We start from the raw sequence: 14,610 nt of genomic DNA on the forward strand, positions 1-14,610 counted from the left end.
CGGAAAGAGCGGACTTTCCGGGTCGAGCAGGTCGGCTCGCACCGGCGCGGGCCGGAAACGAGACGACGGGAAAGGGAACGCCCGGTGGAGTACACGTCCGGCGCCGCCTCCTGGCAGAAGGTCCTCCGCCGCGCGGTAGCCGCCCTGCTGCCCCGGCGCGCCCGCCAGCGCCGCCCGGGCTGGTCCGTCGGCGTACCCCTGATCGCCGCCGCGGCCGGTCTGCTGTTCACCACCACCGCCACCACCGCGGGCGGCACACCCCTGCGCGAGGACCGGCGGCCCCAGCTCACCCAGCTCATCGAGGACCGCCGCGAGGAGGTCGCCGCCAGCGAGGCGAAGGCCGCCCGCCTCCGCGCCGAGGTGGAGGAGCAGACTGCCGCGCTGGCCGGCGCCGACGGCCCGATCAAGACCGAGCGGGACCGGGCCGCCGCCAGCCGCCAGGCCGCCGGATTCACCGCGCTCACCGGCAGCGGCGTGACAGTCGAGCTGAACGACGCCGACCGCCGGCCCGACCAGCCGCTGCCCAAGGGCGCCAGCAACGACGACCTGGTGGTGCACCAGGGCGACGTCCAGGCGGTGGTGAACGCGCTCTGGGCCGGCGGCGCGGAAGCCATGTCAATCATGAACGTGCGCGTGCTCAGCACCAGCGCGGTACGCTGCGTCGGTAACACCCTGCTGCTGCACGGCCGGGTGTACTCCCCTCCTTTCAAGATCGTGGCAATCGGCGATCCCGCGGAACTCCAGCGGGCGCTCGCCGCCTCTGAGGGAGTGCGGGTGTTCAAGGAAGTGGCCGACCACTACCAACTCGGGTACGCCGAGCGCGTCTCCACAGTCACCGTGCCGGCGTTCGAGGACTCCACCGCGTTGCAGTCGGCGACGGTGCCTCGGTGACCGGCGGCGACCCGCGGGCACGCGCCGGTCACGACCGCGAGGAGGAACCCACCGCGTTCCTCCCCCGGGTCGAGCGTCCGGCACCCGCCCCGGGGTCGCCACAGCCGCTCGACCTGCCCTGGCCCGACGCCGGCCCGGCACACACCGCCCCGGCCCGGCGCGGCCCGGCCCACCGGCCGCACCTCCCACCGCCCGCACCGCCGCGGACCACCACACCACCGCCCGCACCGCCCCGGAGCACTCCGCCCCGGACCGCCCCGCCGCCGTGGCCGGGCAGCCGGGCGCATCAGCCCCTGGGCGCCTCCCATCCCGAGGCCGACCCCCGGCGCCGCCCGCCGGCGCGCGAGCCTTCCGCGGGCGCGCCCCGGCCGCCCGGCGTACCCCGTCTCGGCAGGCCGACCGGCGCGGACCGGAATCCGCCGGTCGACCCCGGAGCGACAGCGGTGCTGCCCGCCGTTCCCCGCCCGCCCACCGATCCCCGCCTGGACGCCACCGGGCTGATGGGCGCGGTGCCCCCGGCGCCGGACACCGGCGACGACGGCCCACCGGCCGAGCCGCCCCGTCCCCGTCGCGGCGAGCGGGTGGTGCGACTGCGGCCGGAGCAGACCGGCGACGGATACCGAAGCGTCCACTCCGAGCTGACCCGTCCCACCGTCGGCTCCCGGGTGCGCACCGTCGTGCGGGGCACCGGCGAACTGCTGATCACCTTCGGCCTCGTGGTGCTCCTCTTCGTCGGGTACGAGATCTGGGGCAAGTCGGTCATCGTCGAGGCCCACCAGAACGACCTGAGCAGCCAGCTCGCCCAGCAGTGGGACACGCCGGCGGACCCGACTGTCGGCCCGACCAGCCGCCCGGCCGTCAAGCCGAAGCCACCGGCCAAGGGGCAGCCGGTCGCCGGCCTCTACATCCCCCAGTTCGACAAGCACTGGGTCGTGGTCGAGGGGGTCGACCCGGAGAACATCCGGTACGCCCCGGGCCACTACCCGGACAGCGCCATGCCCGGCGAGGTGGGCAACTTCTCCGTCGCCGGTCACCGCATCCGCTCCACGTTCTGGCGGCTGGACGAGCTGAAGGCCGGCGACGCCATAGTGGTCGAGACCAGGAGCGACTGGCTCGTCTACCGGGTCTACCAGCAACGGATCGTCAAGCCGTCCCAGGTGGAGGTGGTCGCGCCGGTTCCGGACAAGCCGGAACAGAAGGCCACCGAGAAGCTGCTCACGCTGACCACCTGCAACCCGAAGTTCGACAACTACCAGCGGCTGATCATCCATGCCCGGCTGGACCACGCGCAGGCGAAGTCGGCGGGCCGCCCGGCCGAGTTGGAGGCGTGAGCCGTGTACGCGTGGATCTGGCGCAAACTGCCGTTCGGGCTGCCCGGCAAGCTGATCGGCTCGCTGCTGCTCGCCACCGCCACCGTCGCGCTGCTCTGGCTCGTGGTCTTCCCCTGGGCCGAACCGCTGCTGCCCTTCGACGACGTGCAGGTCACCCAGGACTCCGGCGTGCCAGGCGACAGCGGGCCGCCCGGCGAGGAGCTGCCGTACAGCACCGAGACGAACAACGCCCCACCCTCCACCCCGAACAGGTGACCCGATGCGCGTACTGGTGATCGACAACTACGACTCGTTCGTCTTCAACCTCGTGCAGTACCTCGGCCAGCTCGGGGCCGACTGCGAGGTGCGACGCAACGACGAGATCGACGTCGCCGAGGTGGGCCGCGTCGGCGCCGACGGTGTCCTGCTGTCGCCCGGTCCGGGCAGCCCGGATCGGGCCGGTATCTGCCTGGACGTGATCCGCGAGTACGCCGGCAAGCTCCCGATCCTCGGCGTCTGCCTCGGTCACCAGGCGATCGGCGAGGCGTTCGGCGCGACCGTCGCCCGCGCGCCCGAGCTGCTGCACGGCAAGACCTCGGAGGTACGCCACGACGGCGTGGGCGTGCTCGCCGGCCTGCCCGACCCGTTCACCGCCACCCGCTACCACTCGCTGGCCGTACTGCCGGAGACGCTCCCCGACGAGCTGGAGGTCACCGGCCGGACCACCTCCGGCGTGGTGATGGCGATGCGGCACCGCTCGCTGCCGATCGAGGGTGTGCAGTTCCACCCCGAGTCGGTGCTCACCGAGGGCGGCCACCTGATGCTGGCGAACTGGCTGGCCGCCTGCGGCTTCCCGGCGGCGCTGGAGCGCGCCCCGGAGCTGGCCGCCGAAGTGGACGCCCGCCGCCAGGCCGCCTTCTCCGCAGCCTGACCCACCCCGCGCCTCCCACCCCGGCCCCCGCGCCCCCGCGCGTCCCGCCCTCCCGCCCTCCCCGTTGATCATGAAGTTAGCGGGGACAAATCGGACGTCCGGCGCCGCTAACTTCATGATCGTCGCGGGAAACGGGCGCGGCGGCGGCCCCGGGGATCGGGGACACCGCCGCGGTGGGTCAGGTGAAGGTCAGCGGTCGGTACGTGTCGGCGCGATGGTCGGGAACGGGAAGCCACTGCCGCCACCGTTGCCGCCACCGCCACCCGGCGTGCTCGGCGTCGTGCTGGGGGTGACGCTCGGCGTCGGGCTGGTGGGTTCCTCCTCGCGCGGCACGTCGACCTTGATGGTCACCCGCTCACCCTTTTCCAGGCTGGTCCCGGCGCGGGGCGACTGGCTGCTGACCTTGCCCGCCTCGGCCGGATCGACCTCCTCGCCCTCCTGGACCCGGACCTCGTAGCCGGCCTCCTTGAGCCGCTGCGTCGCCTGCGCCTCGGTGTAGCCGCGGACGTTCGGCACCTCGCTGACGTTGCCCCGGGAGACCTTGAGCGTCACCTTGCTGCCCTCGGCGACCGGGCTGCCCTCGGTGGGCGACACGGAGACGACCTGGTCCTTCGGCGCGCTGTTGTTCACCTGCTCCACCACCGGAATGAGCTTCTGCTCGCGCAGACGCGACTCGGCGGCGGCCAGGGTGCTGCCCTTCAGGCCGGTGGGGATGTTCACCTGGCCCGGGCCGGTGCAGACGTTGACGGTTACCTCGGTGTCCTTCTCCACCCGCTGGCCGAACGACGGGCTCTGGTCGACCACCGAGCCCTTCTCGCACGTGGTGTTCTGCACCGGGGCCCCGGGCTTGAACCGCAGCCCGGCCTGGGTGAGTGCCGCCTGCGCCTCGGCCTGCGAACGGCCCACCAACTGCGGTACGGAGACCTTCTCGGCACCGGACTGGTTGAGCCAGAGCACGGTGCCGAGCGCGATCACCGAGAGCACGCCGATCGCGGCGAGCGCGGCGATGACCCAGGACGAACTCTTGCGCTTGCCCGGGTCGCCCACCCGCGCCACCGGCTGCTGGCGGGTCTGCGGCCCCATCATCTGGGTCTGCTGCGCCTGCTGGTACCCGCCGCCCGCGGCGGCGCCCATCGGCATCGTCTCGTCGGCCGGCATCACCGGGGTGGCGAGCACCGGCCGGCCGGCGGCGGCGCGGAGCAGGTCCGCCCGCATCTCGCCGGCGCTCTGGTAGCGGTTGAGCGGGTTCTTCGACAGCGCCTTGAGCACGATGGCGTCGACAGCGGGGTTGACGTCCGGGTTGATCGTGCTCGGCGTCGGCGGCTGCTCCCGTACGTGCTGGTACGCGACGCTGACCGGGCTGTCCCCGACGAACGGCGGGTGGCCGCAGACCAGCTCGAACAGCACGCAGCCGGCCGCGTAGACGTCGGAGCGGGCGTCGACCGCCTCGCCGCGCGCCTGCTCCGGGGAGAGGTATTGCGCGGTGCCGATGACCGCGCTGGTCTGCGTCATCGTGGTGGCGCCGCTGGCGAGCGCCCGGGCGATGCCGAAGTCCATCACCTTGACCTGGCCGGTCTGGGTGAGCATCACGTTTCCGGGCTTGATGTCCCGGTGGATGATCCCGTGCCGGTGGCTGAACTCCAGCGCCGCGCACATGTCGGCGCAGATCTCCAGCGCCCGGCGCGGCTGGAGCCGCCCCTCGACGCCGAGGACCTCCTTGAGGGTCCGGCCGTTGACGAACTCCATCACGATGAACGGCAGGGTCTCGCCGGTGGGGGCGGTCTCCTCCCCCGTGTCGTAGACGGCGACGATGGCCGGGTGGTTGAGCGAAGCGGCGTTCTGCGCCTCGCGGCGGAACCGCATCTGGAAGGTGGCATCGCGGGCCAGGTCGGTACGGAGCATCTTGATCGCGACATCGCGCCCGAGCCGGAGATCACGGCCGCGGTGCACCTCCGCCATGCCGCCGTAGCCCAGCAGCTCGCCGACCTGGTACCTGCCACCGAGCAGGCGGGCCTGCGCTGTCATCGCGTCTCTCGTCCTTCGCTCGTCGTCGTACCGCCGCCGGCCGGCAGGAGGCGTACCTCACGACGGTACGACGTACGGACCGGATAGTCGCCTTCGTACGGCCGCACCGCGCCGGAGGTCACGCTCACACTCGCCGGAGCGGCTGCGGTAGCACCGTATTTCCGGTACAGGAACGAAATCACGCCCGAGCAGAGGATGACCAGTACGGCCACCACGATCGCCGTCGTCCACAGCCCGGACCGGGAGCGCCGGGGTGCTGCGGCGGCGGGCGGTCGCGGGTACCCCACGGGGTTGTGGTGGGGCATGGGGCGAGGCTGTGGGACGGGGGCCGCGCCGCGCGGCGCCACCGGCGGACGGGGCTGCGGGGCGGGGTGCGCGACCACGGCCGGGTGCGGCGTGACCGGCGGGCGGGCCGGGGACACGGGCGGCCGGGGCTGCGGGCGCGGCGCGGCGGCTGGCTGCGGACGCGGCGCGGCGGCCGGCACCTGGGCCCGCGCGACGGGCGCGGCCGGTGAGGCGGGCACGCCGGAGATCGGGTGCCCGGCGCGGGCCGCCTGGGAGAGCGCGAGCTTGGCCTGCCGGGCGATGCTCGCCAGGGCGGCGGCGCTGGGCCAGCGCGCGGCCGGATCCTTCGCCATGGCCCGCTCGACGATCGCCCGCACCTGCGGCGGGATGTCGGGCGGAAGCGCGCGTGGGTTGTCCCGCACGTGCTTCATGGCGATTTCAAGGGGGTTGTCCCCCTCGAACGGGCGGCGGCCGGCCAGGCACTGGTACGCGACCACACCCAGCGCGTAGACGTCCGAGGCGGGGGTGGCGACCGCGCCGGTGGCCTGCTCCGGCGAGATGTACGACGCGGTGCCGAGCACCGATCCGGCGGCGGTGAGCTGGCCGATCAGTTCCGAGCGGGCGATGCCGAAGTCGGTGAGCACGAGCGTGCCGTTCGGCCGGACCAGCAGGTTGCCGGGCTTCACGTCGCGGTGCACGATGCCCTTCTCGTGCGCCGCGTGCAACGCGTCGGCGGCCTGCGCCAGCAGGGCCATCGTGCGGGCCGGGGTCAGCCGGCCGACCCGGCTGAGCGTGGCGGAGAGCGCGTCGCCCTCGACGTACTCCATCACCAGGAACGCGATGTGCTGGTCGCTGCCGAAGTCGTAGACGTCGACCACGCCGGGGTGGTTGATGGTGGCCATGGTCCGGGCCTCACCGCGGAACCGCTCGGCGAAGCCCGGTTCGTCCAGCAGCGCGGGGAGCAGGCTCTTGACCGCGACGGTACGGCCCAGCACCTGGTCGGTGCCGCGCCAGACGTCGCCCATGCCACCGCTGGCGATCCGCTCGTCGAGGCGGTAGCGGTTGCCGAGCTTCACTCCCGGGGCCAGCACGTCAGCGCCTCCCGGAGTCCGTGATGACCGCCGCCATGATCCGGCCGGCGATGCGGGCCGCCTCGGCGCTGCCGCCGCTGCCCGCCTGCTCCAGCTCTACGCAGACCGCGGAGATAGGCGTGCCGTCCTTGTCCAGCGCGAAGCCGATGAACCAGCCGTGGTCCGGGGTGTTCGGGCCGGACTCGGCGGTGCCGGTCTTGCCGCCGACCACGAAGCCGTCGATGGCGGCCCGGCGGCCGGTGCCCTCCTTCACCACGTTCTGCATCATGTCGCGCAGGTCGGCCGCGACCTGGCCGCTGATCGGGCGGCGCAGCTCGCGCGGCTGGGCGGCGTCGTAGACGGTGGTGCGGTCCGGCCCGAGCAGCTGCTTGACCAGGTACGGACGCATCTGCTTGCCGTCCTTGTTCGCCACCGCGGCGGCGATCAGCGCGCCCTGCAACGGCGTCATCCGCACGTTGTTCTGGCCGATCGACGACTGGGCGAGCGCAGCCGGGTCGGTGCTGCCGTCCGGGTTCTGCATGTCGCCGGTGCGGCTGGCCGCCACCGGCAGGCCGCCCTCGCCGAGCTGCCCGACGGTGAGGTCCTCCTGCTCGAAGCCGAACTGCTTCGCCTTCTCCTTGACCTTGTCCGCGCCGAGGCGTACGCCGAGCTGGGCGAAACCGGTGTTGCAGGACTCGGTCACCGCCTCCCGGAGCGTCACCTGGGACTCCGGGCAGATGGACGGCGCGGCGTTGCGGATCGGCTGGCCGGCGCCGGGCGCGGTGTAGCTGGAGCCGGCCGGGATGCGGGTCTGCTGCCCGACGCCGTTCTCCAGCGCCGCCGCGGCCATAATGATCTTGAAGGTGGAGCCGGGCGGCAGCGTCTCGGACAGCGCCCGGTTCGCCAGCGGCCGGTCCTTGTCCTTCTCCAGTGTGTTGTACGCCCGGTCCGCCTCGGTGCTGTTGTGACTGGCCAGCGGGTTCGGGTCGAAGCTCGGCATGGACACCAGCGCCTGCACCGCGCCGGTACGCGGGTCGATAGCGATGGCCGCGCCCTTCTTCGCGCCGACCTGGTTGTCGTTGAGCTGCTTGTACGCCGCTTCCTGGGCGCGCTTGGAGAGCGTCAGCAGCACGTTGCCGCCACCGGTCTCGTCACCGGTGAACATGTCCTTGATCCGGCTGGCGATGAGCACGTCGCTGGTGCCCGCCAGGAAGTCGTTCTCCACCCGCTCGATGCCGCTCGCGCTGCCGTTCACCGGCTTCCAGCCGAGCACGTGCGCGTACATCTCCCCGCCCGGGTAGGTGCGCTGGTACTTCAGCTCACCGCCGGTCTCCTTGCTGAGCGCGTACGCGGTGCCGCCGACCTCGATGTTGCCGCGCTTGCGGTCGTACTCGGCGACCTGGACCCGGCCGTTGTAGTCGCTGTTGCGGTACTCGTCGGCCTTGTAGGCCTGAATCCAGTTCAGGTTCGCGAACAGCAGCCCGAACAGGACCATCACGACAACGCCGACACGGCGCAGGGGGGCGTTCACGGCCGGATCACCTCCGTCGGGGCGCCGTGCAACTGCTCGGGCGGACCGCCGGACGGCCGGGCCGCCGGACCGCCGCCACCGGTCACCGAACGGCGGGCGCCGTCGGAGACGCGCAGCAGCACCGCGATGAGCAGCCAGTTCGCCATCAGCGAGGAGCCACCGGCGGACAGGAACGGGGTGGTCTGACCGGTCAGCGGGATGAGCTTGCTGATGCCGCCGACGATCACGAAGACCTGGAGGCCCAGCGTGAACGCCAGACCACCGGCGAGCAGCTTGCCGAACGAGTCCCGCACCGCGAGCGCGGCCCGCAGGCCCCGCTCCACGATCAGCAGGTAGATCACCAGCAGCGCGGAGAGACCGAACAGGCCGATCTCCTCACCGATGCCGGCGAAGATGAAGTCGGTCTGCACCTCGGGCAGCAGCGCCGGCTGGCCCCCACCCGGGCCGGCCCCGAACAGGCCGCCGGTGCCGAGCGTCAGCAGGCCCTGCACCAGCTGGTAGCCCCTGTCGTACGGCTCGGCGAACGGGTCGAGCCAGATCTGCGCCCGGTCGTAGAAGTTGGCGAACGGGCCGCCCACGGTGCTGCCCAGCACGTATGCCAGATAGGCGCCGCCGAAGAACAGGAGCAGACCGATGAGCAGCCAGCTGACCCGCTCGGTGGCGATGTAGAGCGTCACCACGAACATGCCGAAGTAGAGCAGCGAGGTGCCCAGGTCCTTCTCGAAGATCAGGACCAGGAGGCTGATCAGCCAGACCACGAGGACCGGGCCGAGGTCGCGCCCGCGCGGGAAGTCGATGCCGAGCACCCGCCGGCTGGCCAGCGAGAGCACCTCACGCTTGCGCACCAGGTAGTAGGCGAAGAACGTGAGCAGGGCAAGCTTGGCGAACTCGCCGGGCTGGATGGAGAACCCGCCGAACTTGATCCACAGCTTGGCGCCGTTGATCTCGGAGAACCGGCTCGGCAGCACCGCCGGGATCATCACCAGCACGATGCCGGCCAGGCCCAGCGTGTACGCGTACCGGGACAGCGAACGGTGGTCGCGCAGGATCGCCAGCAGCCCGGCGGCGAGCACCACGGCCGCCAGCGTCCAGGCGAGCTGCCGGCCGCCGGTGCCGGCGAAGATGGCCAGGTCCTCCCGCTCCGCGGGCGTGGCCTTGGCCAGGTCGTAGCGGCGCAGGAAGCCCACGCCGATGCCGTTGAGCAGGGCCACCGCCGGCAGCAGCGCCGGATCGGCGTACGGCGCCAGCCAGCGGATCACCAGGTGCAGGCCGAGGAAGACCAGCCCCAGCGCGGCGGCCGGGATCCAGAAGTCGGGCGTGATCGTGTCCAGCGCCTTCGCCTCGACCATCGCCGCGTACGCCGCCACGAGCACCATGGCGAGCAGGAGCAGGGACAGTTCGGCGTTACGCCGGGACCGGGCCAGGCGTGCGCCGGACTCCCCGCCCGTCGAAGCGGGCGAGGCGGCCGGTACGGCGGCTGCGGTCACGGATACGTCCTCAGGATCGAACGGGCACTCACTCCGGCGACCGGCAACCCGCCGGGTCGGCCGGCGGAACGGTGTCGGAGGGTACGGCGTCGGGCGTGATGGTCGAGGTCGGCGAGCCGGCGGGCGGCGCGGAGGGTGCAGGGCTGCCGTTGAGCTGCGGGGTCAGCGCGTTCGGCGTCGCCGCCGGTGCCGGGCTGGTCAGGCCCGGCGACGGCTCGGGCGGGCAGAGCGGCTTGAGGTTCGGGTTCGCCGGGTCCTCGCTGGTCAACTCCGCCAGCCGACGCTCCGCGTCCGGCTCGTTGCGGGCCTGGATGCCCTGCTTCACCCGCTCCTGGGCGGCCAGGGTCAGGTCGTCGAGCCGGGCGTCGCTGCGCGCGTGCACGTCCGACAGGTCCAGCCCGGCGATCTGCCCGGGCACCCCGCGGAAGACCGCGAGCTGGCCGTCGTCGGTGGCGCCGACGTAGTACTGCCGCTGGGTGTACGTCCAGCCGCCGAACCCGGCGCCGCCGACGATCACCGCGAGCGCCAGCACCATCGCGACGGTGCGTAGCGGCCGGCGGCGACGCCGCTCGGGCTCGTCGTCGCGGTTGTCCACCGGTTCCTCGGGCGCGGGCGGCCGGGGTGCGGACAACGCCGAGGCGCGGGCCGCCGGGGTGGAGTCGTCGGCCGAGGTCGCCATGCCCCGGTCGCGGGCGGCGGCGCCGCCGACGATCGGGGACGCCTCGACGATGTCCTGGTCGGTGGCGTCGGCGATGATCACGGTGATGTTGTCCGGGCCGCCGCCGCGCAGCGCGAGCTGCACCAGGCGTTCCACGCACCGCTGCGGTTCGGGGTACTCCCGCATGGCGTCCGCGATGGTCTCCGCGCTGACCACGCCCGAGAGCCCGTCGGAGCAGATCAGGTAGCGATCACCGGGCAGCACCTGGCGGACGCTGTACTCCGGGTCGATGTCACGGCCGTCGAGCGCCCGGGTGAGCAGCGAGCGCTGGGGGTGGCTGCTCGCCTCCTCCGCGCTGATCCGGCCCTCGTCGACGAGCATCTGGACGTACGTGTCGTCCTTGGTGATCTGCGCGAACTCGCCGTTGCGCAGGAGATAGGCCCGCGAGTCACCGATGTGGACCATGCCGAGCTTGCTGCCGGAGAAGAGGGTCGCGGTGAGCGTCGTGCCCATCCCCTCCAGCTGCGGGTTGGCGTCCACGGTGTCGCGGAGCTGCTGGTTGGCGGTGCCCACGGCGGAGCGGAGCGCGTCGACCAGGGCGTCACCGGGGACGTCCTCGTCGAGTGGCGCCATGGCACCGATGACGATGTTGCTGGCGACGTCACCGGCGGCCATGCCGCCCATGCCGTCGGCCACGGCGAGCAGCCGCGGTCCGGCGTAGACGGAATCCTGATTACCGTCTCGGATCAGACCGCGGTCGCTGTGGGCCGCGTAGCGCAGGGTCAGAGTCATGGCCGTAATTCGAGGGAAGTGCGGCCGATCCGGATCGGCACGCCGAGGGGGACGGGGGTTGGTCCGGTGACCTTAGCGCGATCGAGATAGGTGCCGTTAGTCGATCCGAGGTCCTCGACGTACCACTGCCCCTCACGGGGCATCAGCCGGGCGTGTCGCGCCGAGGCGTAGTCGTCGGTGATCACCAGGGTCGAGTCCTCCGCCCGGCCGATGGTGATCTGGGCCTCCCCGAGGGTGATCCGGGTGCCGGCGAGCTGCCCGGCGGTGACCACCAACTGGTGGGCGGCCCGGCCGCGCTTGGCCTTGGCGGGCTTCCCCTGCTGCTGCCCGGTCGACGCGCCGATCCCCCGCGGCGCGGCCACGAGCTTGCCCGACCGGGCGCCGGCGAAGAGATCCCGGCGGATCACGCCGACCACCGTGAACACGAAGATCCACAGCAGGATCAGGAACCCGAACCGGGCGACGGTGATGACCAGTTCCGGCAACGCGGATCAGCCGTCCACGCGGAAGGTCAGCGTCGTGGTGCCGAGCTGGATCATGTCGCCGGGGTTGAGGGCGACCGCCGACACCCGCTGGCCGTTGACCATGGTGCCGTTCGTGGAGCCCAGGTCGGTGAGCACCACCTGACCGCCGTCGAAGTCGAGCCGGGCGTGGCGCCGGGAGATGCCGACGTCGGGCAGGCGCAGGTTGGCCTGGTCGCCGCGGCCGATCACGGTCGAGCCCATCTGGAGCGGGTAGGTGCGACCGTCGCCGGAGACCAGGCGGACGTTGCGGCCACCGCCGTGACCGGGCGGGGGGCCGTAGCCGCCACCCTGGTCGTACGCCGGGTACGCCGGGCCGGCGTCGTAGCCGCCGGGCGCGGAGACCGGGGCGACGTCCCCGCCCGTGTAGACCTCGGCGGTGACCCGGAACATGCCGGTGTCCAGGCCCTCACCGCGTTCGACCTCGACGATCACGTCGCCGTAGACCGTCCACGCCTGCTCGCCGATGAACTCGGCCTGCGACTGGGCCAGCTCCTGGGCCAGCGCGGCCGCGTACGGCGCCAACCGACTGTGGTCGTACGGCGAGAGATCGATCACGTAGCGGTTGGGCACAAGGGTGCGCCCACCGGCCAGGATCGCCTTGTGCGCCTCGGCCTCCCGCTGCATGGCGTTGAGGATCTCCACGGGGTGGACCACCCCTTTGAAGACCTTGGCGAAGGCCCCCTCGACCAGGCCTTCCAGACGCTTCTCGAAGCGTTGCAGCACGCTCACCGGCTCCTCCTCGGGTCCCGAGGCAATGATGGTATCCGGACACCGCCTCCGCAGCTCACACGCCGCTCGGCCGGCTGCCGTCGGCCTGTTCGTGACCAGGCCCGCGGACGTGCTAAAGTTTCGCCCGCCACGAGCGGTGATCGTTCGTGGCGTGGCCAGTGGACAGCGTAATATGTCCCGGCACCCGCCGCAGATGGCGGGCGCGGGATGCGATATGGTGTCGCAGGTCAGCCACGGGGATGTGGCGGAATGGCAGACGCGCACGGTTCAGGTCCGTGTGTCCGAAAGGACGTGGGGGTTCAACTCCCCCCATCCCCACCAGGACGAGGGCTCCGCATACTGCGGGGCCCTCGCTTCGTATCGGGGCGTTCCGGACGTCACGCTATGCTCCGATGGTTTCCCTGCCTCCCATGGACCAGGAGTGGCGTGTGACTGTCGCGTTGGTGACCGGTTCCGGCGGTCTGATCGGCTCCGAGGCGGCCCGGCACTTCGCCGGACTCGGTCTCGACGTGGTCGGCATCGACAACGACATGCGGCGGTACTTCTTCGGTGAGGACGGCTCGACCGCCTGGAGCCTCGACCGGCTCGCCGCCGACCTGGGCTCCGCGTACACCCACCACGCCGTCGACATCCGCGACCGCGACGGGCTGGAGCAGGTCTTCAAGCGGTACGGCAAGGACATCGCCGTGGTGATCCACAGCGCTGCCCAGCCGAGCCACGACTGGGCCGCCAAGGAGCCGTTCACCGACTTCGACGTGAACGCCGGTGGCACGCTCAACGTGCTGGAGAACACCCGGCGGCACGCGATCGACGCGCCGTTCATCCACTGTTCCACGAACAAGGTGTACGGCGACCGGCCGAACTCGCTCCCGCTGATCGAGCTGGAGACCCGCTACGAGCTGCCCGAGGACCACCGCTGGTACGGCGGCATCACCGAGGACATGTCGATCGACGAGTCGCTGCACTCGATCTTCGGCGCCTCGAAGGTCGCCGCGGACGTGATGGTGCAGGAGTACGGCCGCTACTTCGACATGAGGACCGCCTGCTTCCGGGGCGGCACGCTGACCGGCCCGGCGCACTCCGCCGCCGAGCTGCACGGCTTCCTGGCGTACCTGATGCGGTGCGTGATGGAGGGCCGGACGTACAACCTCTTCGGCTACAAGGGGAAGATGGTCCGGGACGCGATCCACTCGCACGACGTGCTGACCGCGTTCGAGGCGTTCTTCCGCGAACCGCGCTCCGCCCAGGTCTACAACCTCGGCGGCGGCCGGCACTCGAACACCTCGCACATCGAGGCGTTCCGGGTCGCCCAGGAGATCACCGGCCGCGAGGCCCGGATCAACTACGTCGAGCAGGCCCGCACCGGCGACCACCAGTGGTACGTCAGCAGCATGGCCCGGTTCGAGGAGCACTACCCGTCCTGGAAGATCACGTACGACGTGCCGATGATCCTCCGCGAGATCTACGAGGCGAACGCCGACAAGTGGGTACCGAAGGCATGACCACCGGGACCAAGCGCAACGTGCTCGGCGTGGGCGTCGACGCGACCGACTACGCCCGGGCCACCGAGGCCGTGGTGGCGGCCGCGCACGAGCGCCGCCCGCTGGCGCTCACCGCGCTGGCCGTGCACGGCGTGATGACAGGCGTGCTCGACCCGGCGCACAACGCCCGGCTCAACTCCTTCGACGTGGTCACCCCCGACGGGCAGCCGGTGCGCTGGGCGCTCAACCTGCTGCACGGCGCCGGGCTCACCGACCGCGTCTACGGCCCGGAGCTGACCCTGCGGGTGCTCGCCCGGTTCGCCGAGGAAGGGCTGCCGGTCTACCTCTACGGCTCCACCGAGGAGACCCTGTCCCGGCTGGTCCCGGCGTTGGAGCGCAAGTTCCCCGCGCTGAAGATCGCCGGGGTGGAGCCGTCCAAGTTCCGGGCCGTCGCACCGGGCGAGGACGCCGAGATCGCCGACCGGATCCGGGCCAGCGGCGCCCGCCTCGTCCTGGTCGGGCTGGGCTGCCCGCGCCAGGAGATCTTCGCGTACGCCATGCGCCCGCTGCTGGACATGCCGCTGATGGCTGTCGGCGCGGCCTTCGACTATCACGCCGGCCTGCTGCGCAACCCGCCACCGTGGATGCAGCGCGCCGGACTGGAGTGGTTCTGGCGGCTCGGTCTGGAGCCCAAGCGCCTGTGGCGCCGGTACGTCATCCTCAACCCGGCCTACCTGGCCCGGCTCGCCGCCCAGAAGACCGGGCTGTGGAAGGCCACTCCGCCGGCGCCGGCCACCGGGCGTCCTGCCACGTTCGACGTCTGAGCCCTCGACCCCTACGGGCCCGGGTACGGGACGAACCCGGGTGCCGTCCCGGATTCGTCGAACGCCGAACCG

General features: G+C 72.1%; 13 protein-coding genes and 1 tRNA gene. 7 read left to right on the forward strand and 7 right to left on the reverse strand.

Annotation, left to right across the window (positions count from 1 at the left end; genetic code table 11):
* The first annotated feature begins 84 nt into the window (after positions 1-84).
* The 4 genes from ACFYON_RS17635 to ACFYON_RS17650 are packed head-to-tail and all read left to right on the forward strand — an operon-like array spanning position 85 to position 3,132.
* Positions 85-891, forward strand: coding sequence for a DUF881 domain-containing protein (locus tag ACFYON_RS17635; protein WP_354866312.1), 807 nt, complete (start codon positions 85-87; stop codon positions 889-891).
* On the forward strand, positions 888-2,222 hold the full coding sequence (locus ACFYON_RS17640; RefSeq protein WP_387320921.1) for a class E sortase: 1,335 nt from the start codon (positions 888-890) through the stop codon (positions 2,220-2,222). The genes ACFYON_RS17635 and ACFYON_RS17640 overlap by 4 nt, the downstream gene beginning before the upstream one ends.
* 3 nt (positions 2,223-2,225) lie before the next feature.
* Complete coding sequence (locus ACFYON_RS17645) at positions 2,226-2,477, forward strand: hypothetical protein (RefSeq protein ID WP_354866316.1); 252 nt, start codon at positions 2,226-2,228, stop codon at positions 2,475-2,477.
* Between the two features lie 4 nt (positions 2,478-2,481).
* The gene (locus tag ACFYON_RS17650; protein ID WP_354866318.1) at positions 2,482-3,132 is read left to right on the forward strand and encodes an aminodeoxychorismate/anthranilate synthase component II; all 651 of its coding nucleotides are present in this window, start codon (positions 2,482-2,484) and stop codon (positions 3,130-3,132) included.
* Positions 3,133-3,321: 189 nt separating this feature from the next.
* Here the strand turns inward: ACFYON_RS17650 and pknB are convergent, their stop codons facing one another.
* The 7 genes from pknB to ACFYON_RS17685 are packed head-to-tail and all read right to left on the reverse strand — an operon-like array spanning position 3,322 to position 12,260.
* Positions 3,322-5,157: a Stk1 family PASTA domain-containing Ser/Thr kinase gene (pknB, locus tag ACFYON_RS17655; protein WP_355014970.1), complete on the reverse strand. Its 1,836-nt coding sequence runs from the start codon at positions 5,155-5,157 to the stop codon at positions 3,322-3,324.
* Positions 5,154-6,533: a protein kinase gene (locus tag ACFYON_RS17660; protein ID WP_354866322.1), complete on the reverse strand. Its 1,380-nt coding sequence runs from the start codon at positions 6,531-6,533 to the stop codon at positions 5,154-5,156. The genes pknB and ACFYON_RS17660 overlap by 4 nt, the downstream gene beginning before the upstream one ends.
* A gap of 1 nt (position 6,534) precedes the next feature.
* Complete coding sequence (locus tag ACFYON_RS17665; protein WP_387257242.1) at positions 6,535-8,043, reverse strand: peptidoglycan D,D-transpeptidase FtsI family protein; 1,509 nt, start codon at positions 8,041-8,043, stop codon at positions 6,535-6,537.
* The gene (locus ACFYON_RS17670) at positions 8,040-9,530 is read right to left on the reverse strand and encodes an FtsW/RodA/SpoVE family cell cycle protein (RefSeq protein WP_354866326.1); all 1,491 of its coding nucleotides are present in this window, start codon (positions 9,528-9,530) and stop codon (positions 8,040-8,042) included. Before ACFYON_RS17670 ends, ACFYON_RS17665 begins: the two co-directional genes overlap by 4 nt.
* A 28-nt stretch (positions 9,531-9,558) precedes the next feature.
* Positions 9,559-10,980, reverse strand: coding sequence for a protein phosphatase 2C domain-containing protein (locus ACFYON_RS17675; protein WP_387257240.1), 1,422 nt, complete (start codon positions 10,978-10,980; stop codon positions 9,559-9,561).
* On the reverse strand, positions 10,977-11,465 hold the full coding sequence (locus ACFYON_RS17680) for an FHA domain-containing protein (protein ID WP_354866330.1): 489 nt from the start codon (positions 11,463-11,465) through the stop codon (positions 10,977-10,979). Before ACFYON_RS17680 ends, ACFYON_RS17675 begins: the two co-directional genes overlap by 4 nt.
* A 6-nt stretch (positions 11,466-11,471) precedes the next feature.
* Positions 11,472-12,260, reverse strand: coding sequence for a DUF3662 and FHA domain-containing protein (locus ACFYON_RS17685; RefSeq protein WP_026267912.1), 789 nt, complete (start codon positions 12,258-12,260; stop codon positions 11,472-11,474).
* A 208-nt stretch (positions 12,261-12,468) separates the two neighbouring features.
* Between ACFYON_RS17685 and ACFYON_RS17690 the strand changes: the two genes are divergently transcribed.
* The 3 genes from ACFYON_RS17690 (at position 12,469) to ACFYON_RS17700 (ending at position 14,538) form a co-directional block, all read left to right on the forward strand.
* Positions 12,469-12,554 (forward strand) — tRNA-Leu (locus ACFYON_RS17690).
* A 71-nt stretch (positions 12,555-12,625) separates the two neighbouring features.
* Positions 12,626-13,735 (forward strand): NAD-dependent epimerase/dehydratase family protein, encoded by a 1,110-nt coding sequence (locus ACFYON_RS17695; RefSeq protein ID WP_387257239.1) that lies wholly within the window; start codon positions 12,626-12,628, stop codon positions 13,733-13,735.
* A complete protein-coding gene (locus tag ACFYON_RS17700; protein WP_387257237.1) occupies positions 13,732-14,538 on the forward strand; it encodes a WecB/TagA/CpsF family glycosyltransferase in 807 nt (268 codons plus the stop codon). The genes ACFYON_RS17695 and ACFYON_RS17700 overlap by 4 nt, the downstream gene beginning before the upstream one ends.
* Positions 14,539-14,610 lie beyond the last annotated feature (72 nt).

The sequence above is a fragment of the Micromonospora sp. NPDC005686 genome (assembly GCF_042871665.1).
GTDB lineage: Bacteria > Actinomycetota > Actinomycetes > Mycobacteriales > Micromonosporaceae > Micromonospora.